Below are 23497 nucleotides of genomic sequence, written 5' to 3'. Positions count from 1 at the left end.
TCCCCCCTATAGATGACCGGGAGTATGGCGGCTAAACGGCTGGCAGCAAAGCGGAATCGGACAAATGCCTCCTATGAAACTGGAATATGCGCGTTCCCTACTCTTTGTTCCGGCATCGAACGCCCGGGCGATTGAAAAGGCGCGTAGCTTATCATGCGACATGGTGATACTGGACCTGGAGGACGCCGTTCCAGACCCATTGAAGGCCGAAGCGCGGCGTGCGGCGGTGACGGCAATTGCCGAGGGGTTCGGCAACAAGTTGATTGCAGTGCGGCTTAACATGGCTGGCACACGCTGGCATCAAGAGGATGTCGCGGCCTTTTCCGGTTCAGCCGCTGACTATCTGGTGCTTCCCAAGGTGGAGAGCGCTGCACAGGCCGAGCGTGTCTATCGTGAGTGCGGCCGGCCGGTCATTGCGATGGTCGAATCGGTGAAAGGCCTGGTCGAAGCCAACGCCATAGCGGCCGCAGCTGGTACGGCGGGCTTGTTTGTCGGGACGAACGACTTGCGCACCGATATGCATATTCCAGAAGGCGTAGGCCGTGGCGGATTGACGACGGCACTGCAATTGATCGTGATGGCGGCCCGCTTGTCTGGCAAGGCTGTGTTCGACGGGGTCTATAACCGTCTGGACGATGCCGACGGCTTCATCGCCGAATGCCGCGAAGGCCATGAATATGGTTTTGACGGTAAGACATTGATCCATCCCAGCCAGATCACACCGGCAAACACCCTCTTTGGACCGTCCTTGCCGGCGGTAGAGGACGCCTATCGCCTGATCGCGGCTGCAAGCGGCGGGGCGGAGCGGTTTGAAGGCCGCATGATCGAGGCAATGCACGTTACCGCCGCAAGGGCGCTGATTGCGCGTGCGGAAGCGTCCGGCATGAGGCGGTAAAGAAAAAGGGCGCTCTGTCTCCGAGTGAATGCATGAGCGCAGAACAGCAGAAGCTGGGCCTCTACCTTCCGCTACCGCAAAATAACCCGACGGCCGCACTAGCGCCCTTCGGCCGGAATGGTTACATGGACCGCCACGAATCCTCCCGCGAAAGAAAGTGGCGCAATCCATGGATATCCGCCTTGGCCTTACATTTGACGACGTACTCCTGCAGCCGGGGGAGTCGGACGTCTTACCGAGTCAGGCCGATACCCGGACCTATGTGACCAAATCGATCGGACTGAATATTCCGATCCTTTCGTCCGCCATGGACACGGTGACAGAAGCCGACATGGCGATTGTGATGGCCCAGCTTGGCGGTCTTGGGGTGCTCCACCGGAACTTGTCGATCGAGGAACAGGCGGACGCCATTCGGGCGGTCAAGCGCTTTGAATCCGGCATGGTCGTCAACCCCATCACCATCGCTCCCGATCAGACGCTTGCTGATGCACAGGCGTTGATGGAGCGCCACAAGATCTCCGGCATTCCGGTGGTGGAAAATAGTGGTAAGCTGGTAGGCATCCTGACGCACCGCGATGTGCGCTTTGCTGAAAATTCCGCTCAGCCAGTTCGCGAATTGATGACGAAAGACAATCTGGCGACCGTGACGCCTGGTGTCACACAGGAGGAGGCTCGCCGACTTCTGCATCAGCGGCGGATTGAAAAGCTGCTAGTGGTCGACGGCGACTATCATTGCATCGGTCTCATCACCGTCAAGGATATCGAAAAGGCCGTGACTTACCCACAGGCGACAAAGGATGCCTCGGGTCGGTTGCGTGTGGCGGCGGCAACAACCGTGGGTGACAAGGGCCTGGAACGGACTGAAGCGCTGATCGACGCTGAATGCGACTTGATTATTGTCGATACAGCGCACGGGCACAGCAGCATGGTTCCCCAGGCGGTTGAACGGATCAAGAAAATTTCCAACAGCGTGCAGGTGATCGCGGGCAATGTAGCGACTGCCGAAGCCACCCGCGCGCTGATTGACGCGGGTGCCGATGGCGTGAAGATCGGCATTGGGCCAGGCTCCATTTGCACCACGCGGGTCGTCGCCGGGGTAGGAGTGCCGCAGCTTACGGCCATATTGGAATCGGCAGAGGAAGCGGCCAAATTCGGTATTCCGGTCATTGCCGACGGCGGTATCCGCACCTCGGGAGATGTTGCCAAGGCGCTTGCAGCCGGTGCGGGAGCGGTAATGATCGGCTCTTTGTTGGCCGGAACGGCCGAAGCACCCGGCGAGACGTTCCTCTATCAAGGACGCGCCTATAAAAGTTATCGCGGGATGGGCAGTGTTGGCGCAATGGCGCGCGGATCGGCCGACCGTTATTTTCAGCAGGATATCAAGGACCAGATGAAACTGGTCCCGGAAGGCATAGAGGGGCAAGTGCCCTACAAAGGCCCGGCCAAGGACGTGATCCACCAACTTGTCGGAGGTGTCCGCGCCGCAATGGGCTATACGGGCGCACGCACCATAGAGGAACTGCAGAAGCGCGCTCGCTTCGTGCGGATCACCAACGCGGGGCTGAGCGAGAGTCATGTTCATGACGTCACTATCACTCGCGAGGCTCCCAATTACCCGACGCGGTAAGGGGAAACGTGCGGATAATCTGATCCACTTTCCGTTCGTGTCGAGTGAAGTCGAGACAGGTAACACGGCGCCGTTCGACTTTGCTCGGGAAGAACGGGGTGATACTCGCTGCGAAGCAATAGACTTGGCACAAACAAAGGGGATGCGCTGAAATGACCCCGTCGGCGCGCGTACAGGCCGCAATCGAGCTTCTCGATGAAATTATCCTTTCCGCTCGCGATGGTGGTCCAGCCGCGGATACGCTGATCATGCGCTATTTCAAAACGCGCCGATATGCAGGTTCTAAGGACCGGAAAGCAGTGCGCGATTTGGTGTACGCGGCCGTCCGCCGGACTGCTGATCGACCGGAGAGCGGACGCGCGGCGATGCTGGGGCTCGCGTCAAACGATTCGGAGCTTGCGGCAAGATTCGACGGATCGCCCCATGGCCCGCAGCCCCTTTCCAGCGATGAGCCGGTCGCCTCCGCGGGAGCCGCGCCTTCATGGCTGCAGCCGCTGTTCTCAGCTTTGGCGGATGAGGCAGAGCAGGCTGCGCTTCTTGAGCGGGCTCCGTTGGACATCCGCGTTAACCTATTGAAAGCCAAGCGGGAAGAGGTACTGCCGCAACTGCCGGACGGCACCGTCACGCCGCTTTCCCCGGATTGCATTCGCCTCCCTGAAGGCGCCCCGGTCGAGCAACACGCCCTTTGGCTGGAGGGCAAGATAGAGGTGCAGGACGAGGGCAGCCAACTGATTGCGCGCTTGTGTAGCGCGCAGGCGGGACAAACCGTGATTGATCTTTGCGCGGGTGCGGGCGGTAAGACGCTCGCTTTGGCGGCGCATATGGGCAATGAGGGAAAGCTTATCGCCGCCGACACGGTTCGGAGCAGGCTGGCACGGTTGGAGCCTCGGGCAAAGAGGGCCGGGGCAACCATGATCGAAACGCTATTACTTGATCAGGGCCATGAGCAGCGCCAGCTTGCCTATCTGGCGGAAGCCGCAGACTGCGTCTTGGTGGACGCGCCCTGCTCCGGGACGGGAACCTGGCGGCGCAATCCCGAAGCGCGCTGGCGGCTTACTGCCGCCCGGCTGGAACGGCTGGTTGCAGAGCAGGCCAGGATCATGGATAGTGGAGCCGGTCTCGTAACAAGGGGCGGAACCATGGTCTATGCGGTATGTTCCTTACTTGACCGGGAAGGGCGCGATCAAGTGGATGCGTTCCTGCAGCGGAATCACGGTTGGACGGTGGAACTTCCCGCGCACATTCCCGCACGGCGCTGGGGTGCGGGGATGTTGCTTACCCCTCGGCATGATGGGACCGACGGCTTTTTCTTCACACGGATGAAGAAGTCGTGTTAATAGGTAGGCAACCAGTTCCGGTCGAGGCCGAAACGCTGCTGGAGAAGATTATGCGCTTTACCCCTGCTTCCATTGCCTTGGCTCTTGCATTGGCAACGGTTTCGAGTGCGGGAATTGGGCAGAAGCCGGACGCGCAGATTGAACCCCTTTCGGTGGCCTGGCTTGAAAAGGGCGAAGCGGCGCAAAAGGCGGGAAACCTTCAGGGCGCCAACGATGCCTATGAAACAGCGCTGGCCATCGATCCCCGGAATCGCAAGGCTTTTTCCGCACTTGGCGAAGTCGCACGGGTACAGGGACTGACCGGAAAATCGATCCGTTTCTATCGCGAAGCGTTGCTGCTTGATCCCACCGACCTGGACGCACTCGCCGGGCAGGGCGAGGCGATGGTGGACAAGGGTGCGATTGAAAAGGCGAAGGAAAATCTTGCCAGAATGAAAAATATTTGCAGGGCCAGCTGCGGCGAAATCGGGCAACTGGCGGCGGCCATCGAAAAGGGCGGGGCCGCGCCGCAGCTTACCGCCAAGAATGTCGCTCCACCCCAGTCCGCCGTATCCATACCCGTGGCGGAAAAACCCTGACCTGAATAATATCCAATGTGGGCCCTTATTGGGGTGACGCAAGAAATAGAACTGGCCATCTTGCCCTCCCATCATGCCGTGTTTAGGCAGGCGCCATGCTTCCCGCCCTAACGCACATCGATAATTGGATTTTCGACCTGGATAATACGCTTTATCCGGCAAAAGCGGATCTATTCGGGCTGATTGACATCAAAATGGGCGAATTCATCCAGGGTTTGCTGGGTTGCGATGCTCATGAGGCAAAGCGGGTGCAAAAGCAGTATTTCATGGAGCATGGGACGACCCTGTCCGGGCTCATGCGCCACCATGGCACTGATCCCACGGAGTTCCTGGAATATGTCCATGACATTTCGCTCGACCGCATTTCATCCGATGCCGAGTTGAACACGTATATCCGGGCGTTGCCTGGACGCCGGTTGATCTTCACCAATGGCGACGCGCTATATGCACAGAGAGTGTTGAAAAAACTTGAGATCGGCGATGCATTCGAGTTCATCCACGACATTCACGCCTGTCAATATGTGCCCAAGCCAGACCCGTCTGGCTACCGGGATTTATGCGAGCGTTACGATCTTGATCCTGGCGCCAGCCTTTTCTTTGAGGACATGGCCCGTAATCTAAAACCGGCCAAGGCCATCGGCATGACCACCGTTTGGGTGAATAACGGGTCGGAAGCGGGGCATATGGATGCCCATCCGGACTTTATCGATTATGAAACCCATCATCTCGCGCCGTTCCTGGCGGATATTCTGAAGAACTGAGGACGAATATGAACGAAACGCTGATCTCCACCATCGAAGCTGCGTGGGAAAACCGTGTCGAGCTGAACTTTTCCACGGAGGGTGCGGAACGCGAAGCGGTGGCCGAAGCGCTGAACCTTTTGGACCATGGCACGGCGCGTGTGGCCGAACCCGCGGGGGAGGGCTGGAAAGTCAATCAGTGGCTGAAGAAAGCGGTGCTGCTTTCGTTTCGGCTGAACGACAATGGCTTGATCCCTGGCGGACCCGGCGGCTCCTTTTGGTGGGATAAGGTCCCATCAAAGTTTCAGGGTTGGGGGGAAGCCCAGTTCCGTGCAGCCGGCTTTCGCGCGGTGCCGGGCGCGATTGCGCGCCATGGTTCGCATGTCGCCCGAAATGTCGTGCTGATGCCTAGCTTCGTCAACATTGGCGCCTTCGTCGATGAAGGCACCATGGTTGATACTTGGGTTACGGTCGGTAGCTGCGCGCAAATCGGAAAAAATGTACACTTGTCCGGCGGCGTTGGTATAGGCGGCGTGCTCGAGCCGTTGCAGGCTGATCCTGTGATTATCGAGGACGATTGCTTTATCGGCGCACGTTCGGAGGTTGTGGAGGGTGTACGCATCGGACGCGGTTCGGTGCTGTCGATGGGTGTGTTCATCACGTCCACCACAAAAATCGTCGACCGCAACACGGGCGAGATCTTCGTTGGACATGTGCCGCCCTATTCGGTCGTGGTGCCAGGCAGTCTGCCGGGCAAGCCGTTACCTGACGGTACACCGGGTCCAAGCCTTTCCTGCGCCGTCATCGTAAAGCGTGTCGATGCGCAGACCAGGTCAAAAACGGCAATCAACGATCTGTTGCGGGATTGATCTGCGGTGGGACGAAGGGATCACCTACACCTGCTAGGCTAATGAGGACAAGCTAAAGACCTGCGGGGCATTCCACGCCTTTGCCAGCGGTGCGCCGAGCAGCCGTTCATATTCCTGCTCGGCAATACCATAAAGGCCATCGGCATAGTCGATAAGAGCAGGCAGATCGACAATGGTCACAATGCCGCGTGTTGCGCGGATCAGGCCTGCGCCCTCCAGATTATGCAACGCGACCGTAACGCCAGCCCTCCTTACGCCCAGCATTGTGCTTAGAAATTCGTGCGTCAGAGGCAGGGAATCGTTGTATCCTCGATCATGGGCCATAGCCAGCCATCTAGCCAGCCGTTGCTCGACATTGCCCTTGCCGGTCGCCAGTGCAGTTTGCGACACTTGAATGAAGAAGGACTGCACAAAATTGCTGAAGCGCCTACGCATGGCCGGGCTTTTTTCGGTAACGGAGTGAAAGTGCGCGCAATCGATGCTAAGCGATGATCCGGCGAGTTGTATGATGCCTGTATTTGTCGAGCCCCCCGCCCCCAAAATGCAGGGCATGCCGGACATGCCCTCCCGACCGATAATGCCGACCTCAACCTGCCGGTCGGGTGCTGCTGTCGCGACAATCGATAAAATGCCGGACTCTAGGAAGTGAATTCGAGTTATGGCTTGATCCCGTGCTTCTATGACTGTCCTAACTGGAAGTTCATGCCATTCCAGAAACGGGTGAATCAAATCCATGTCATCGGGTGACAATCCAGCCAAAAGCCTGTTCTTTGATTGCGAAAGGTCGCTGGGGACGCCGGACATCGGCTAATATTCCTTTTGGTCAAAGGGCCAGGCTGGAAGAAAGTCCCTCAATAAACACAAACTTAGCATCCCGTTATAGAAACATTGTCGGGCCGCAACACAAAGTACGCTTTCGTACGTAAATGGGAGCTGTTAGCTGGAATCGCGCTGTAACGCTTCAGTCCGCATATTTTTGTTTCGGTTGCGAGAGAGAGTACGAATGCGTACGCTAAAACAGTTTGAAGTTTCGGATCATTTTCAATATTGTGTCGTCAACACCGTTATTTCCTACACATAGCATATGTGAATAGGAAATGCGAGATATAATCCTGATCTAAACTGTCTGGTCCGCAAACGGACGCGGTGCGGTTGTTAATATTTTATAAGATTGGGAGCGTAACAAGCATCAAAAATTGGGGTGGCCCCGATTAGTGATGCGAGTTGGTGCCGAAATTGCGGGCCGGATCGATCTAGACAGTAATATCGCTGCTTTCGTGATTGGCTCGCTATCGAAATGGAGCCTAACCGAATGGATTTTCCTACAACAAACGTCTTTCCCCTCAGATAGGCTTGGCGGCTTTAAGGGCGAAAAGCGGATCGAAGGTGAGGTTGGGCATGCCCGGTGAAAATGATATCGAATATTTCGCGCGAAGGCTCCGTAGCGAGCGGCGCATGGCGCATCAAGCTGTCGACGAGGCAGCACGTCAGCTTCATATCCGGCTAGCAAGCGAATATGCCCGACGCGCGCGCAAGGCCGGGGTCTATGTAATCGGCGCCTGAATGGCATTATCGCTTTAAGTTTAGTGACAGTTAAGGTTGGACGCGCGTGTCGGCTTCTGCGACCCAGCAGGCCGTGTGTCAGACTGCCATCGTCCTCGACCTGATGGTCGGGGACATGGCCTTTCCATCGAAATCTCGAAACTTATCAGCCCTCGAGTCATCTAGCTTGAACAGCATTGCGTGCGTCGAGGTAGCGCCTTCGTCCCTGACGAGATGAGTGCGGGTCATTCGCCCCTTTAGGACCTGCGTCCGGGCGAGATAAGTCACTTCAGGCTTTCGAGCAAGGCGAGAGGGTCCGGGGTGGGGGCCGGGGCAATGTGGTCTAGGCATCGCTGTCATCCGACCCCCGTTGAAGCGAAACGCTCAGGGACATCTTCGGACATGCACTGCCCGTGCCAACAACAAAAAAGCGGGAACTACGGCCGGGGGCGGTGGTGAAGTCAAATTAACCAAATGTTCCTTCTGTCAAATCGACCGACAGCGGTATGGCACCAGGCCTCTTGTTTCTTGCGGGGAAAGTGGCACATGACAGTGCATGGACCTGACAGAATTTCCGACGGGCGAACTGATGCAGCTTTCGCCACTGGTGGCGCGGGTGCTTGCTCCCAATCCTTCCCCGTTCACCTATACTGGAACCCAAAGCTATATTGTGGGGACCAGCGATCTGGCGGTCATTGATCCAGGGCCCGAAGATCCGGACCATCTGGCGGCGCTGCTGCGGGTGATAGCGGGACGTCCGGTCCGTGCCATCATGACCACCCACACCCATAGGGATCACAGTCCTGCCAGCCGTCCTCTGGCAGAAGCTACAGGCGCTGGCGTCATCGGCTGTGCGCCGCTTGCCATTGAAGATGACGGCCCGCGTGCTGATGCGGCCTTCGACAGCGACTATGCCCCTCACAGGGTACTGCTGGATGGTGAGTGTATCGAAGGGACAGGATGGACCCTTCAGGCCGTGGGCACGCCGGGCCATACCTCCAACCATCTCTGCTTCGCTTTGCTGGAGGAAAAGGCATTATTTACCGGCGACCACGTGATGGGCTGGTCGACCAGTGTCATTTCTCCCCCCGATGGCGACATGGCGGCTTATATGGCGAGCATGCAAAAGCTACTGGGCCGTGACGATGCGATCTATTATCCGGCTCATGGCGAGCCTGTAAATCATCCGCAGCGCTGGGTTCGCTCGATGATGGGCCATCGCAAGCACCGCGAAGGGCAGATTCTGCGGCATTTGCGCAACCATGAAGCTGCGTCCATCGTGGAAATAGTGGAAAAAATGTACAAAGGCGTCGATCGACGCCTTCACGGCGCGGCGGGGCGTTCGGTGCTGGCCCACCTGTTGGACTTGCAGGCACGACATCTGGTGATCAGTGAAAAAGATCAGTGGAAAATTGCTGCATAATCGCACTGAAATCCTATATCGGCGTTGAAAATGCATTCGGAGGAAAAGATGGACGCACGTGGCGGAATGGGCGGCAGCCTGGCGGGGCTCGACCTGCTCGCCGAGATCGACCGGCTGCGCAAGGAGCGGAACGCCGTCATTCTGGCGCATTATTATCAGAAGCCGGAAATTCAGGATCTGGCCGATTTCGTGGGAGACAGCCTTGATCTTTCCCGCAAGGCGCAGGCGACCAATGCTGACGTGATCGCGTTTTGCGGTGTTCGTTTCATGGCGGAAACGGCGAAAATCCTTTCGCCTGAAAAGACAGTAATACTGCCTGACATGGACGCCGGCTGCAGTCTTGAGGATTCCTGTCCACCCGATAAGTTCAAGGCCTTCCGGGAGGCCCATCCGGACCATATCGCACTCAGCTACATAAACTGCTCCGCCGAGGTGAAGGCGCTTTCCGATATCATCGTCACCAGTTCCTCCGCCGAAAAGATTTTGGCGCAAATACCGAAGGAACAGAAGATCATCTTCGGTCCCGACCGGCATTTGGGCGGCTATTTGTCCCGCAAAATGGGACGCGACATGCTGCTTTGGCCGGGCGTCTGTATCGTGCATGAGGCGTTCAGCGAGACCGAACTTTTGAAGCTGAAAGCGCAATATCCCACCGCGCCGATTGCCGCTCATCCCGAATGCCCCGCGCATATCGTGGATCATGCCGATTATGTTGGATCGACCAGCGGCATTCTTGCTTTTGCGAGCCAAATTCCGGGCGACACCCTGATCGTAGCAACCGAACCGCACATCATCCACCAGATGGAAAAGGCGATGCCCCACAAGACTTTCATCGGAGCTCCGGGGGCGGACGGGAACTGCAACTGCAACATCTGCCCCTATATGGCGCTCAATACGCTGGAGAAGCTATACCTTGCGCTGCGCGATCTCCAGCCTCGGATCGAGATGGAGGAGGGATTGCGTCTCGCCGCGAAGAAGAGCCTCGATCGCATGCTGGAGATGGCGGCAAGCACGGTCGGCCAGGGCGATGTCGGCAGGCCAATGGCAGGCGGCGCATAATTTGTAATCGGACGTCGCTCTCTCTTTGGAAAACGACGCATAAGGGGAAAGAGAATGACCCTCACCCTCGACAGGTTCGACCTGGCGGCTTTTGTTCAATCCACTCTGGCTGAGGATCTGGGCGACAAGGGCGACATCACATCAGCAGCGGTCATCCCGGCCGAAGCGATCTTCACTGGTGTCATGGATAGCCGGAACGCCGTTACGGTTGCTGGACTTTCCATCGCCGAAGCCTTTTTCCGCGCGCTTGATCCGGACGTAGAGATTGAACTGCTGGCCGCGGACGGTGACAGCGTTGCTGCCGGCACAGAGCTGATGCGACTGAAAGGCAAGGCGAGGGCGATGCTGACGGCAGAACGGTCGGCTCTGAACACCGTTCAACACCTGACCGGTATCGCTACCATGACGCGGCAATATGTGGACCGGATCGCGGCGACAGGAGCCACGCTGCTGGATACACGTAAAACCATACCCGGCCTGCGCATGCTGGAAAAATATGCCACGCGAATGGGCGGAGCGACCAATCATCGTCTGGGACTGTGGGATGCAGCGATGATCAAGGATAATCATGTGGCGGTGGCCGGATCAGTTGAGGAGGCAGTGCGCCGGGCGATTGCAGCGGGAATTGAAAGGATCATCGTGGAGGTCGATCGGACGGACCAGATCGAACCCGCCCTTTCGGCGGGCGCTACTCACTTGTTGCTAGACAATATGGGTCCCGCCATGCTTCGTCAGGCCGTGACGCTCGTCGCTGGCCGGGTGCCGACCGAAGCCTCGGGCGGAGTCCGGCTGGATACGATTGAGGACATTGCCCGTACCGGGGTCACCTTTGTCAGCGTGGGCCGCTTGACCCAGTCGGCTCCTGCTGCTGACATCGGCTTGGACTTTACCGCCCTCTGAGCATTACGCCTCAATAATGACCCCGCCGGGGTGGTGCTTGTCCAGGTGCCGTTTGATGATGCGAAGGTTCTTGCTGTTTGATTTGAAAAACAGATCGAATGCATCCCCGACGAACGGTATCGCCCCCAATGCAGTATCGACGCCTACATTCGCGGCCATGCGCGCAAGCTGAAATTTCGACATGCCCAGATTGCGGGCCTCCCAAATAATCCACGCGCCCATCGCTGCCGTCGCTATATCGCCGACCACCGGAACAAGGCCGATGATGCTGTCCAGGCCGACCCGGCGTCGCGTACCTGGAATGGTGAATACGCCCTCTAGCAGGGCTTCCATCGCCTCGATACGGGACCTGATCGAAGCCGGGTCTCGACCCAAGCCTGGCATTCGCCGGGTGAGTTCGTCCAACTGTTCCTGGGAAATACGCATCCTATGCTCCTTCAGCCCTATTTGGGCTCCGGCAGCAAATGGTTCAATGGATGCTGACCCCTAGAACTCGGTTGAAAGCCCCGCAGACGCCTGGACACCAGCGACCAACGAACAGGCGCCGCCAGTGGTATATAGCCGCCATGGGCCATCATCATCGTTTCGGTCTCGCCAAGCTTGCGTACCGCCTCGTCGATATTCTGGGCCTGCTGAGCCTCCTTCAAACGCTGATCTGCCTCAGCGCTGCAGGACAGTTTGTGGACGCAGCTAATTCGTCCGAGATACCAAAGCGCGCTGTCATAAGGTGCAACCTCGTCTATAAGGGCCAAGTCGGCCTGGTCATTTGACCCGACACGCACGGATGGCACGCCTATTCTGGCGAAATCGGACGATACCATGCCGAACAAAAGGTTGCTCCCGGGTCCTGGGGGCAAGGCAATCCGCAATGGTTCTATTGGACCATTCCGGCTCTTCCACCCGGATATCACAACCCCCGCATAATCCCGCCTCGCGTCGATACTTAGGTCGGCCCAACGGGGCCGTAGGGGCGGGCGAGGCATGGGAAGCCCATCAGGGAGCAGCGAGTCCGAAACTGCCCATCCGGCGAGGGAGAACAGTGTTGGAAGTCGCTCGCGTTCAATCGCCATTGAAAGCGCCTCCCGATTTGCAGCCTGACTTAGAAACCCCTCTCCGTCCAGAATTGCAAAGCCGAACAGCCCCTGGACCGGATCCACCCTGATCGCCCGGGTTTCCACATCGGCAAAGTTCAACAATGGCAAGTCTGTATAGCGCCCCCCAAGGACGAGAGCGGCCTTCTCCTCGCGAAAACGGACGATTGCGATCGCCATGCGTTCCGCGCGAAGGACTCGGTTGGCCCGGCGTGGAGGCTTGCGCCCGGCTTCTTCCCCGGCGTCGAAGTCAGCAGGAGTCAGCATCCAGCTTTGGTCCCGCCTGTCGCGCCGATAGGGGCCCGCTCCTCCATTCTTGCCGGTAATACCCATTTCCGGCTGCGCCAGTATTTGCAGGAAATTGGGCCGAGGCGCTGAGAGGCGGACCTCGACGACCTCACCGGTCATGGGGAGGATTTCCTCCACGGCATCCAAATCACCACTTAGCCAGGAGCTGCGGGCAACTCTTACCCGCGCGGAAAGAATATGTGCCACCTGCTTGGATGTAATTTTTTCACCGTCGGGCCAAAGCGCATCCCTGAGACGGAAGATATAGCTTTTTCCGCTATCAAGGACGATCCAGCGTTCCGCCAGCGCAGGCTGGATGTCTCCGCGTGCGTCAAACGCCACAAGCCCTTGGGCCGTAGCCTCCATCATCAGTCTTGCTGCAGGACGAGGCAGCCGATCAAGGGGGGTGGCCAGATCGCTGGCAAATCCCACTACGCTGACAACCACAGGGCCCGTATCCTCGTCTCCTGTGCAGCTTCCCAAGGCGAAAGCGCCGGTCAGCATTGTAAGAATCAGCCGAAGAACTAGGAAAAATCGCATCAGAATCCCTGCTGTAACCGTAGGGTATAGCTTGGGTGTATATTGCCGGGGTTGTCTCGCCAACCCGCTATTCGGGACGAAACCAGAGCGCGACTTACGTAAAAATAAAGCGGCAGGATCGGGGCTTCGTCGACTAACATCCGCTCGGCAGCTCTCATTTTGCGGCCTCTTAGTCCTGGATTGGCTTCGCTCATTGCAGCATCGAGCGCTGCATCGAAAGCAGGGTTGGCATAGCCGGAATAATTTATAGGACCAGCGTCGGAACGGTGAACCGTTAGGAAATTCTCGCTTGCCGGAAGGTCGGCAATCCAGCCGGAACGTGCAAGCTGGAAATCCCCAGCGCGCAAGGCGGCAAAATGCAGCGCCGCTTCACTATTCAGCAAGGTTGCTTCAACCCCTAAAGGTTTCCACATCGCCGACAAGGCGACAGCTACACGCCGATGATCCGTATCGCTGTTGAATCGAATTTCAAAGCGCAGGGGCCGTTGTGGTCCGTAACCCGCGGAACGAAGAAGCCGGCGTGCTTCGGTGAGTCGGCTTTCCCTAGATCGATCGGCCCATGAAGGACGGAAGCTATGCAAACCGTCCAAACCAGGCGGAATGATCCCCCAAGCGGGAAGGTTGCCGATGTTCAGCAGGGGCCCTGCAATCCATTCGCGATTCACGGCCATGCTGAGCGCTCGACGAACACGGGCATCGCTGAAGGGCGGCTTGCGAGTATTAAAGGCGAAATAATACGCCCCATAATAGGGGGCCACATGTATGGCATGCGGAAGGTTCCGGTTCAGCCATTGAATACGGCTTGCGGGAAAGTCACTAGTGACATCGGCTGCTCCCGCACGAAATTGCCGTAATGCGGTCAAGCTGTCATCGACGGGCATCCAATCCACATTGCGAATGGGCGGCTTTCCGTCGTGCCAGTTGGAATTGGCCTCCAACCTTATGCGATCGTTGAGCGTCCAACTCACCAGCCGGTAAGGTCCGCTTGCCACGACGGGGCGATCGGCTGTCCAACGGTCTTTCATTATTTCGATACGGTGGATGGGGAGGGCCGCCATTGCCGGATGAGCCAATAATGAGGGTAAGGAGGGGGCGGGCTTATGAAGAACGATCTGCACTTCCAAAGGTCCAGCCGGACGCACGTCCTTGATCATGGCGAAAAGGGGCCGATGCGGAGAGGCCGTCTCAGCCGCATTCAAGCGTTGGAACAGTCGCGCGAAGATTTCGGCGCGAATGGGTGTGCCGTCGGAAAAGCGCAGATCTTTGCGTAGGAAAAAGCGCCAGTGCAAACCGTCTGGACCGGTGGCCCAATGTGACGCCAGTCCTGGCACGGGCTTTCCCGCCGCATCAAAACGAGTCAATCCTTCGAACTGATCGGAGGCTATACGTAAGGAAACAAGATCAGAATATTTCTGAGGATCCAGCCCCTTGGCTTCGGCATCTGCCAAACGGACGATCCGGTCCCGAGACAAGCGAGCGCCCTCCTGGCTCCCGCATGCGGCCAATAGAGGGATTATCAAAATGATCGGGAAGGCCGAAAAGCGAGGGACCATGAAGCCACACTAACGGCGGCCGTCAATCTTTACCATTTCAATCGAAGCGGTGCGGAATTCTTTCCCAATGCCGGTTAAAGGGCTGAAATAAGGCCCGCTTTCACCAATAGCATGCCCGTCCTTCGGGCCAAGTTCGGATTGACCAGCAATCGGTTCAATATCTCTAGAGGCCTAAGATCCGCATTATGCGGCGCAGCAGACAGTTCGCGCCAATATCGCGCCGCCCGCGCCCGGTTGCCGCTCTGAGCGTAAGCCAATGCCAATGTCACTGAGTAGAGAGGCCTCTGCGTGGGCGTGGCGGTGGGAAGACTTAAAGCCAGATCGAGCGCCGCGCGCGCTTCTCCCCGCTCTCCCATGGCTGCTACGATCGGGATCGCGAAAAAAGCAGGAAGTTGGGGGTCCAGTTGGCGGGCGAGCGTTAGAAATTTCTCATCCTCTGGATCATCGCATTGAAATAGAATCATTCCTAAGCGCGCATAATATTCCGGTTCATAGGCGTTTAATTCGATGGCGCGGCGGCCCAGATTTTTGGCCAGAGGACAGCGGCCGGCTTTTGTAGCCAAGGTAGCTGAAATCATATTCGCTTCAGCAGAATAGGGGGCAAGCAGCAGCGCCCGATTGGCCTGAGCCTCCGCCTCCGCTCGCAATGTTCGAGCGCGCTGGGGGACAAACTTCGCCAGCCGGGCGTTCACGGTCGCGGAGGCGGCGAGCGTTGCAGGAACAGAGTTTCCTTCCAAGGCGAGCGTTTCGTCCAGACACTTGCGTGATGCTTCCAGCACTTCCTTGCTATACCAAATGCGGTACTCGGCAGCCTTTAACAGGCAGGCATAGCCGGGCGGGGCCGTAGAACCAAGATTCTGGCGCTCCTGGGCAGCAATGACGCCGAAACTGCCAATGAGATTTGCTACGGACGTGCGGAAACGGGCTTCGAGATCCGGCTTAGGTTTCGTCAAGGGAATATGATCAGTCCAGATACGGTCTCCTGTTCGGCCGTTCCACAATGTAAGATAGAGTTCATCGCCCCGCGTCCCCGCAAGAACGCTTTGAAGGCGATAGCCATAGTCTTCTTCGGCTTCCGAATTTCCACTGCTGATCCTGGTTTCGTCCGCTGAATGGACATTGACAATCCAGGATCGATGAAGGGCATCGCCCAGCATTTGGTCGACTGATGAACTGAGGCCGGCAGGAGAGTTGACGCTGCGCTCCACTGGCAACAACAGCATGTTTGGCGGCTGCGTCAACGCTTCTGATCCGGCTAAAAAGGGGCGATTGGCGAATACCCAATAGGCTGCCAGAAGAGCTAATGCCGCACCAATGGCCTTTAAGGGACCAACGCGGAACGCACCGGACCTAGACTGGCTCGTGTCTGAGGAGGAAATCGGTGAACCAGTCCCAAGAGTAACCGAAGACAACACTTCCTGGCTGGTCTGTCGCCAAGCGAAATTTTCAGGAGTTCTGTCAACGCGCTCCGGACGCGGATGAACAGGATTAAGATATACCCGATATGCACCGCTAGGAATAAGTAGGCGCTCGCCATTGGGAAAACCGTTGCGCGCATAGTGGGCATCCAGCATGCGACGAAGCCGCCCCACCTGAACACGAGGATAGCTATCGGTCTGAGCATCGAAGTCGGGTTCGCGGCCAAGCCCGTCCACGGCGACGCTATAGGCTTTTAACTGATCGCCATTCCCAACCAGCGTCTGGTCAACAAGGAAACGAAGCAAGCGCCGCATGACGGGTGAGCGGGAAAACTCTTTCGACTCAAAAATCCGATCCATTTCGGATGCGAACCTGAAGCGATTGGTCGCGGATTCTTCGCCCATTTGCCGCTTTTCCCTCGTCGACAATTCTCAATGTTAGATGATGCGAGAGCGCTAAGTATCGGTTACGCCACAATATTTTAATGTTACCGGTAAATTTTGGCAATGCAATGCCGTTTGTCTTTGATGGGCCAGTGCCTGGCGGGATGCAAAAAAGGTCTCATCAAGTTGGTGTCCCGGGCTCGCAAATAACGGACCGTTATAGGACGGCGAAAGGATCGGTCGCATGAAATGGAACAGTTCGGCGCGGGCCGAACGCCGCAAGGCTAAGCTGGTTGCCGGTGGATGGGCGAATAATCCCCTTACCTGTCGCATCCTGAGCAACGCAGGCTTTTCCATAACCCCCGATCTTCCGAATGGGACGGAAGGAAGTTGTGGCACGTCCGATCCGGACGATGTTCTGCCTAACTCGAAGACAAAACCGCCTATGTAACGGTGACATCGCGCCTGATACTCCTAAGTCTTGGGCCAAGAGACGAGAATGCAACATGTTGCTGGTTAGCTTTGTGTCCGGAGGCAATGAACACTGGGTGCAGGGTTGAGCTGGTGACAAGACACACGGAAGCATCTGGCGGGACTTTGCTGTGTATCTGGTCGCATGGTTCGGTCGGTAGTCGGATGGCCGTGTAAATAGGCAGGAAACCAAGAGTAGCCCCGCTCCCCACACGGCGTTACCCTGGTCTGCCTATAACCTTCCCTGAGCCGGGAGCAGCTTATCCCCACAGTGCTGCTGCCGGCTCAGGCGAGCTTTACGGGAATGAGTGGACTTTGGCGTCGCGGAGATTACATCGCGTGATATGCCGCCTGAACCAATAGCCGATAACCAATTAGTTCCGCCAGTGTTGGCGACCTTAAAGCGGTTCCTGATCTATTTGTGGCCCGCAGACGCTCCTGCACTGCGCCGGCGAGTTGTAGTAGCACTCCTTTTTGTGGTTCTCGGCAAGGCCGCCGGATTGGTGATGCCATTTGCCTATAAAGGGGCAATCGATCGAATGGCTCCCGGCCTGCAGCCGGCCGTCGGATTGGCTATTGCCCTGGTCATTGCCTATGCAGGCGCGCGTTTTACGTCGGTGCTGTTCGAGAATATCCGCAATGTCGCATTCGAACGTGTTGGGCAGGAAGCGACCCGGCGGCTGACCGAGCACGTCTTCGGTCATCTTCATCAGCTTTCGCTGCGATTCCACCTTAACCGAAAAACCGGCGCGGTTACCAAGATCATAGAGCGTGGAACAAAAAGCATTGATGTGATGCTCTACTTCCTGCTGTTCAACATAGCGCCTACGGTACTTGAGCTGGCGGCGGTTTGCGTGATCTTCTTCATGAAGTTCGGGCCGGGCATGGTCGGTGTTACCCTGGTCATGGTTGTGCTCTATATCTGGTACACGCGGGTAGTGACCGAATGGCGGACCAAGCTGCGCCGGGACATGGTCGATCTGGACACCACGGCATTCGCGCATGCGGTCGACTCCCTTCTGAATTTCGAAACGGTCAAATATTTCAACGCCGAAAAGCGAGAGGAAGCCCGCTTCAGCAGTGCGGTGCGGACCTATGCCGATGCAGCGGTCAAGAGTGAAAACAGCTTGGCCCTGCTCAACATTGGCCAAGGTCTCATAACGAACCTGATGATGGCAGGGGCGATGGGCTATACTGTTTGGGGCTGGAGCGTTGGAAAATTCACTACAGGCGATGTGGTATTGGTCAATACGCTCCTTGCTCAGCTCTTTCGGCCGCTCGACTTGCTCGGAATGGTTTACCGCAACATCCGACAAGGCTTGATCGACATGGAAGCCATGTTCCAGCTTATCGATACGCCAACGGATGTCGTCGATGACCCCAATGCCCCGCTGCTCCAGATCGAGGCAGGGGAGGTGCGCTTCGAAAATGTGCATTTCAGCTATGGCGACCGAAAAATCCTGCACGGTTTGGATTTCGTTATTCCCGCTGGCCGAACCCTTGCCATCGTTGGACCGTCGGGCGCCGGTAAATCGACAATCGCGCGGCTGCTGTTTCGTTTCTACGACGTGGATGCCGGACATATCCAGATCGATGGCCAGAATATCGCCAAGGTGACTCAGAGTTCCTTGCGGCAACAGATAGGAATAGTGCCGCAGGACACCGTCTTGTTCAACGACACCATCGGGTACAATATTGCCTATGGCCGCGCGGGTGCTGACCCGGAGGAGATCGAGACGGCGATGAGGGGAGCGGCCATAGCCGGGTTCGTCCATTCGATGCCGCAAGGTCTTGATACCCGAGTAGGAGAAAGGGGCCTCAAGCTTTCGGGGGGAGAGAAGCAACGCGTCGCCATTGCTCGCACGCTGCTAAAAAACCCGCCCATCCTTATTCTGGATGAAGCCACCAGCGCACTCGACAGCCGCACGGAAGCGAATATTCAGGCCACGCTCAATGCCATTGCCAAGCGACGCACCACCATCATCATCGCGCACCGTCTTTCCACGGTGGTTGATGCTGATGAGATCATAGTCCTGGAAGGCGGCAGGGTCGCAGAACGTGGCACGCATTCGGACTTGCTGGCCCGTGCCGGTCTTTACGCGGCAATGTGGATGCGGCAGGCGGCGGAGCGCGAGGTGGAGGAAGCCTGAAGCGCTTTCACCCTGTTGCCGTGAAGGTCGATATTCTGACTTCCTCCTCTGCCGTTGCGCCTCTATCAGGCAGCCATGCCCGTCGATCCACTGTCCATTCTCCATTCCATTTTTGGGTTTTCTGCGTTCCGAGGTGTGCAAGCCCAGGTGGTGCAGCGGGTTTTGTCTGGTCAGCACTGCCTGGCGATCATGCCCACAGGCGCAGGAAAGTCGCTTTGCTACCAATTGCCAGCGGTAGCGCTGGACGGCTGTTGCGTCGTTGTTTCTCCCCTGATTGCCCTGATGCACGATCAGCTTCGGGCGGCGCACGCGGTGGGCATCAGAGCGGGCAGCCTTACATCGGTCGATGCCGACTGGCGCGAAACGCAGGCGCGCCTGCGCTCTGGTGACCTCGATCTCCTCTATGTGGCGCCGGAGCGCGCGTCGGGGGAGGGGTTTCGTGATTTGCTTCGATCCGCAAAGATCACGATGTTCGCAATCGACGAGGCGCATTGCGTTTCCGAATGGGGACATGATTTCCGGCCCGACTACCGAATGCTTCGGCCGTTGCTGGATGAATTTCCGTCGATCCCGCGCCTGGCGCTTACCGCAACAGCAGATGCGCATACCCGCACGGATATTCTTGTCCAACTGGGCATTCCAGCGGCGGGCATGGTTATTTCGGGCTTTGACCGTCCCAATATTCGATACACGGCTCATGCAAGGGATGGACTGTCGCGCCAGATTGCGGACCTGGTCGCCCGCCAGCCCGGACCCGGCATCATATATGCACAAACCCGCATCGGGACGGAGAAGATGGCCGCCAGCCTCGCGTCCAGCGGGCGCAAGGTGCGTATCTATCATGCGGGCCTTCCGGCCGAAGAACGTCGCGCCAATCAAGCCGACTTTATCGCCAGCGAAGACATGGTGATGGTCGCCACCATCGCCTTTGGCATGGGGATCGATAAGCCGGACGTCCGGTTTGTGGCTCATGCGGGCCTCCCTAAATCCATCGAAGCCTATTATCAGGAAAGCGGACGCGCTGGCCGGGACGGTGAACCTGCCGAGGCTCATCTTTTTTGGGGTGCGGACGATTTCGCAAAGGCTCGCCAACGCATTTTCGAATTGGACGAGCCGCGGCAGGCGGGGGAGCGGGCGCGCATCTCTTCGTTGGGGGCGCTGGTCGAAACGGCGGGATGCCGTCGCGCCATTCTGCTTCGCCATTTCGGGGAGTCGCCGCCCGAAAAGTGCGGCAATTGCGACAATTGCCTCAATCCCCCTGCCGGCGTTGATGCAACCGAACTTGCTCGCAAGATTCTGTCCGCCGTTTACCGGACGGGGCAAAGCTTCGGCGCAGGTCATATAGAGGCGGTGCTGACCGGTTCTGCAAATGAAAAAGTGACCCAACGCGGCCACGATCGTCTGTCCGTTTTTGGTATCGTCGAGGGCGAGGATGTCCCGCTTATCAAGCCCGTTTCTCGTGCGCTGCTGTTGCGCGATGCATTGCAGGCGAACGAGCATGGCGGTTTGGAGCTTGGTCCCAACGCCAGGCCGGTCTTGCGCGGCGAGCAAATAGTGACGCTGGTCGTCCCTCCCAAACGTCAACGCCGCGGCCGCCGCGAGCGCGACCTTAATCCGATAGATGACCCGCTGTTCAGCGCCCTGCGCGCTTGTCGCCGGGAACTGGCGCTGGAGGCGGGCGTCCCACCCTATGTTATCTTTCACGATAGTACGCTTCGCGAAATGGCCGAGCGAAAACCTTTGAACATGCAAGGGCTGTCGCAGATTTCGGGTGTCGGAACCCGCAAGCTGGAAGCCTATGGCCAAGCCTTTCTGGACACGATTGCCGGATATGCACGCTGAACGTGCTTGCGCCGAAGGGGGGCAATGCCGATAACGCGCCAAACCCAATAAAGGACCTACGTCATGCTCAAGATTCTTACTGATGACATCTTTGTCGCACCGCAGATTTCCGTGGCAGACATCGCAGAGGCAAAGGATCAAGGGGTCACAATGGTCATTAACAATCGACCGGATCATGAATCCCCTGATCAGCCCGAAGGCACTGAGATAGAGGCTGCCGCCCGCGATGCCGGCATGGATTATGTAGCCGTCCCGGTCACCCATGCCGGCTTTGCCCCTTGGCAACTGGACGAGATGGAGAAGGCATTGGCCAATGCAGAAGGCAAGGTTCTGGCTTTCTGCCGCTCGGGTACGCGCAGTACGCTTTTGTGGGCGCTGACGCGCGCCAGGGCGGGAGACAATTGTGACAAGCTTAGCGCCACCGCCGCGAGGGCCGGTTATGATTTGAGCCCGGTGCGTGCAATGATGGACGCCTTTTCCGCTGGGAAATAGGGGGTTTTTTCTCATCGAGGGATTGTAAATTGAGGCGGGGGCATAGCCGCTCGTTTTTTGCCCAATGAAGAGTAGGCGGCAAGATTTCTCATGAATTCCGCAGGGTAAGGTGACCATCGACGTCAGGCGCACCGAAGTTTCCGGCAATATGATCATGATCGATCGCTTGCATTTGCAGCTTGCGGTCGCTGCCTTTGGGCAGGCCGTTTGCCCTTGCGCGCCAAGGAAAAATAACAGCAATGCCGGCAAGGCATATCAGTGAGGATAAAATGAAAAAATGGCTTTTGGGCGCAGCGGTCGGCGCCCTGTTTCCCGCAAACGCGTCGGCGCAGGATGCAGACGGCATTATTGTGATTGGCGAAGGACTCCCGCTGCCGCCGGGCAGCCCCGCTTATGGCAGCGTTACAATTGAGCGCGAACGTTTGACGAACGATGCCAGCAACAGGATAGAGGATGTCCTGCGGGACGTTGCAGGCTTCGCCCAGTTTCGGCGCAGCGATAGCCGTTCCGCCAATCCATCGGCCCAGGGGGCGACGTTGCGGTCGCTCGGTGGCAATGCGTCCAGCCGCGCCCTTGTCTTGCTTGACGGTGTGCCGCAAGCTGATCCGTTCTTCGGATATGTTCCTTTCAACGCCCTGGTGCCTGAACGGTTGTCGTTGATCCGAGTGACACGAGGGGGCGGGGCAGGCGCATTTGGCGCGGGGGCCGTGGCGGGAACCATCGAAATGGCGAGCGCGGGTCGAGACATGCTGCCCGATATTTCGGCAGGGGCGTTTTACGGCAGCCGCGATTCCACCGAGGTTTCGGCAACGGTAACGCCGGATCTGGGCGCTGGATTTATGTCGTTGTCCGGACGATGGGACAGGGGGGATGGCTTTTTTACCACCCCAAAGGACCAGCGGAACGCATTCACCGTCCCCGCCGCCTATGATGGCTGGTCGATTGGAATGCGTGCCGTCGCGCCGATTTCCTCCGATATTGAGGTGCAGGCACGGGGCCTGGTGTTCCGGGATGAGCGCACACTGCGCTTTGCCGGAGCCGACAGCAGTTCGGAGGGGCAGGATGCTTCGGTTCGCCTGGTGGCCAAAGGACCCTGGCAGGTAGATGCACTTGCCTATCTTCAGTCGCGAAATTTCTCCAATATCGTGATCAACAGTTCGGGCCGCAAAACGCTGGATCAGCGCAACACGCCTTCGACAGGTGTGGGCGGGAAAATCGAAGTGCGGCCGCCGGTCGGACAGGATCATGTTCTTCGCATCGGCGCTGACCTGCGCCGGGCCGATGGGGACATGTACGAAAATGCCTTCAATGCGGGGACTGGGCAGCTGACGACGCAGCGGCATGCCGGTGGCCAATCGACGACATTGGGTTTCTTCGTTGAGGATGATTGGACGCTCGGCAATTTGGTGCTCACAGGTGGCGGGCGGGTCGATCGCTGGACGATTACCAATGGCTTTTTCCGGGAGCGAGATGCGGCGGGAGCGCCGGTTACCAATGCCCGGTTCGCCGACCGGGACGGGTGGCGAGCGACCGGACGCGCAGGCTTGCTGTTCAACCTCACGCCCGCTCTCGCTCTGCGAGCGGCGGCCTATACGGGCTTTCGCGTGCCAACATTGAATGAGCTTTATCGTCCATTTGTTGTCTTTCCTGTCCGGACCCAGGCCAATGCCGAACTTGACCCCGAGCGTTTGGAGGGCATTGAGGCGGGCTGGGACGTTCGGCCCATTGAGGGAGTGAGCATGGGCTTCACCGCCTATTACAACCGTCTGGAAGGCGCGATTTCCAATGTGACGATCGGCCCCGACCTGCGCCAGCGCCAGAATGTCGACGCCATTGTGGCAAAGGGCTTCGAACTGACCGCGCAGGGGACGTTCGCCGATTTCCTCCTCTCCGCTTCCTATGCCTATAGCCATAGCGAGGTTAAGGCGGACGGCGTGCAGGCAGCGTTGGACGGCATGGCTCCGGCCCAAAGCCCGCGGCATATGGCGAGCGCTACGTTTGGGTGGGCCCCTGCGTCCGGGCCAGCGCTGTCGGCGACCGTGCGCTATGTCGGCAAGCAATATGAGGACGACCTGCAGACCGACGTGCTGCCGGACGCTGTCACGGTGGACGGGATGGCGAGCATTCCGGTGAGACATGGCCTTCGCCTGGTTGGACGCGTGGAAAACCTGTTCGATGAGGAGGTGGTGACGCGCAATGTCGGGGGAAGCATGGACCTTGGCACGCCCAGGACCTTCTGGATCGGGTTACGGTTCGAGCAGTAATCCTGGCAAGGAAAGCGCTACGCCACTAACACTC

At 58.0% G+C, this 23497-nt stretch carries 19 protein-coding genes; 14 read left to right on the top strand and 5 right to left on the bottom strand.

Annotated features, from left to right (window positions below; translation table 11 throughout):
* The first annotated feature begins 73 nt into the window (after window positions 1-73).
* From HNQ99_RS11310 to dapD, 6 genes are all read left to right on the top strand, one after another.
* Entirely contained in the window at window positions 74-895 is an 822-nt protein-coding gene (locus tag HNQ99_RS11310) for an HpcH/HpaI aldolase/citrate lyase family protein (protein WP_184475844.1), read from the top strand.
* A gap of 169 nt (window positions 896-1064) precedes the next feature.
* Window positions 1065-2522: an IMP dehydrogenase gene (gene guaB / locus HNQ99_RS11305; protein WP_184475759.1), complete on the top strand. Its 1458-nt coding sequence runs from the start codon at window positions 1065-1067 to the stop codon at window positions 2520-2522.
* 152 nt (window positions 2523-2674) lie between these two features.
* Complete coding sequence (locus HNQ99_RS11300) at window positions 2675-3859, top strand: RsmB/NOP family class I SAM-dependent RNA methyltransferase (protein WP_184475758.1); 1185 nt, start codon at window positions 2675-2677, stop codon at window positions 3857-3859.
* Between the two features lie 50 nt (window positions 3860-3909).
* Entirely contained in the window at window positions 3910-4437 is a 528-nt protein-coding gene (locus tag HNQ99_RS11295) for a tetratricopeptide repeat protein (protein WP_184475843.1), read from the top strand.
* A gap of 95 nt (window positions 4438-4532) precedes the next feature.
* Window positions 4533-5198, top strand: coding sequence for a pyrimidine 5'-nucleotidase (locus HNQ99_RS11290; RefSeq protein WP_184475757.1), 666 nt, complete (start codon window positions 4533-4535; stop codon window positions 5196-5198).
* Between the two features lie 8 nt (window positions 5199-5206).
* Window positions 5207-6046, top strand: coding sequence for a 2,3,4,5-tetrahydropyridine-2,6-dicarboxylate N-succinyltransferase (gene dapD, locus HNQ99_RS11285; protein ID WP_184475756.1), 840 nt, complete (start codon window positions 5207-5209; stop codon window positions 6044-6046).
* A 33-nt stretch (window positions 6047-6079) separates the two neighbouring features.
* Here the strand turns inward: dapD and HNQ99_RS11280 are convergent, their stop codons facing one another.
* Window positions 6080-6850 (bottom strand): Crp/Fnr family transcriptional regulator, encoded by a 771-nt coding sequence (locus HNQ99_RS11280; protein ID WP_184475755.1) that lies wholly within the window; start codon window positions 6848-6850, stop codon window positions 6080-6082.
* Between the two features lie 594 nt (window positions 6851-7444).
* On the opposite strand from HNQ99_RS11280, the gene HNQ99_RS11275 reads away from it, so the two are divergent.
* From HNQ99_RS11275 to nadC, 4 genes are all read left to right on the top strand, one after another.
* Window positions 7445-7609 (top strand): hypothetical protein, encoded by a 165-nt coding sequence (locus tag HNQ99_RS11275; RefSeq protein ID WP_184475754.1) that lies wholly within the window; start codon window positions 7445-7447, stop codon window positions 7607-7609.
* Between the two features lie 535 nt (window positions 7610-8144).
* Window positions 8145-9011: an MBL fold metallo-hydrolase gene (locus HNQ99_RS11270; protein WP_184475753.1), complete on the top strand. Its 867-nt coding sequence runs from the start codon at window positions 8145-8147 to the stop codon at window positions 9009-9011.
* Between the two features lie 48 nt (window positions 9012-9059).
* Window positions 9060-10070, top strand: a complete 1011-nt coding sequence (gene nadA / locus HNQ99_RS11265; RefSeq protein ID WP_184475752.1) for a quinolinate synthase NadA — start codon at window positions 9060-9062, stop codon at window positions 10068-10070.
* A 54-nt stretch (window positions 10071-10124) separates the two neighbouring features.
* The gene (gene nadC, locus HNQ99_RS11260) at window positions 10125-10970 is read left to right on the top strand and encodes a carboxylating nicotinate-nucleotide diphosphorylase (RefSeq protein WP_184475751.1); all 846 of its coding nucleotides are present in this window, start codon (window positions 10125-10127) and stop codon (window positions 10968-10970) included.
* Between the two features lie 3 nt (window positions 10971-10973).
* Here nadC and HNQ99_RS11255 read toward each other — a convergent pair whose 3' ends face one another.
* The 4 genes from HNQ99_RS11255 to HNQ99_RS11240 all read right to left on the bottom strand — a co-directional run bounded on the left by HNQ99_RS11255 (window position 10974) and on the right by HNQ99_RS11240 (window position 16265).
* Window positions 10974-11396, bottom strand: coding sequence for a DUF4112 domain-containing protein (locus tag HNQ99_RS11255; RefSeq protein WP_184475750.1), 423 nt, complete (start codon window positions 11394-11396; stop codon window positions 10974-10976).
* A gap of 17 nt (window positions 11397-11413) precedes the next feature.
* Window positions 11414-12889, bottom strand: coding sequence for an ABC transporter substrate-binding protein (locus HNQ99_RS11250; protein ID WP_184475749.1), 1476 nt, complete (start codon window positions 12887-12889; stop codon window positions 11414-11416).
* The gene (locus HNQ99_RS11245; protein ID WP_246414913.1) at window positions 12889-14361 is read right to left on the bottom strand and encodes a peptide ABC transporter substrate-binding protein; all 1473 of its coding nucleotides are present in this window, start codon (window positions 14359-14361) and stop codon (window positions 12889-12891) included. The genes HNQ99_RS11250 and HNQ99_RS11245 overlap by 1 nt, the downstream gene beginning before the upstream one ends.
* Window positions 14362-14516: 155 nt before the next feature.
* Window positions 14517-16265: a tetratricopeptide repeat protein gene (locus HNQ99_RS11240; protein WP_184475747.1), complete on the bottom strand. Its 1749-nt coding sequence runs from the start codon at window positions 16263-16265 to the stop codon at window positions 14517-14519.
* A 794-nt stretch (window positions 16266-17059) separates the two neighbouring features.
* On the opposite strand from HNQ99_RS11240, the gene HNQ99_RS11235 reads away from it, so the two are divergent.
* The 4 genes from HNQ99_RS11235 (at window position 17060) to HNQ99_RS11220 (ending at window position 23463) form a co-directional block, all read left to right on the top strand.
* Window positions 17060-18865, top strand: coding sequence for an ABCB family ABC transporter ATP-binding protein/permease (locus HNQ99_RS11235; protein WP_184475842.1), 1806 nt, complete (start codon window positions 17060-17062; stop codon window positions 18863-18865).
* Between the two features lie 75 nt (window positions 18866-18940).
* The gene (gene recQ / locus HNQ99_RS11230; RefSeq protein WP_184475746.1) at window positions 18941-20707 is read left to right on the top strand and encodes a DNA helicase RecQ; all 1767 of its coding nucleotides are present in this window, start codon (window positions 18941-18943) and stop codon (window positions 20705-20707) included.
* Between the two features lie 63 nt (window positions 20708-20770).
* The gene (locus tag HNQ99_RS11225; RefSeq protein WP_184475745.1) at window positions 20771-21199 is read left to right on the top strand and encodes a TIGR01244 family sulfur transferase; all 429 of its coding nucleotides are present in this window, start codon (window positions 20771-20773) and stop codon (window positions 21197-21199) included.
* 269 nt (window positions 21200-21468) lie between these two features.
* On the top strand, window positions 21469-23463 hold the full coding sequence (locus tag HNQ99_RS11220) for a TonB-dependent receptor plug domain-containing protein (protein WP_184475744.1): 1995 nt from the start codon (window positions 21469-21471) through the stop codon (window positions 23461-23463).
* Window positions 23464-23497: the final 34 nt, after the last annotated feature.

The sequence above is a fragment of the Rhizorhapis suberifaciens genome, assembly GCF_014200045.1.
In the GTDB taxonomy this organism is placed as follows: Bacteria; Pseudomonadota; Alphaproteobacteria; order Sphingomonadales; family Sphingomonadaceae; genus Rhizorhapis; species Rhizorhapis suberifaciens.
The sequence above is the reverse complement of the archived record's forward strand: the minus strand, read 5'-3'. Positions and strand labels throughout refer to the sequence as shown.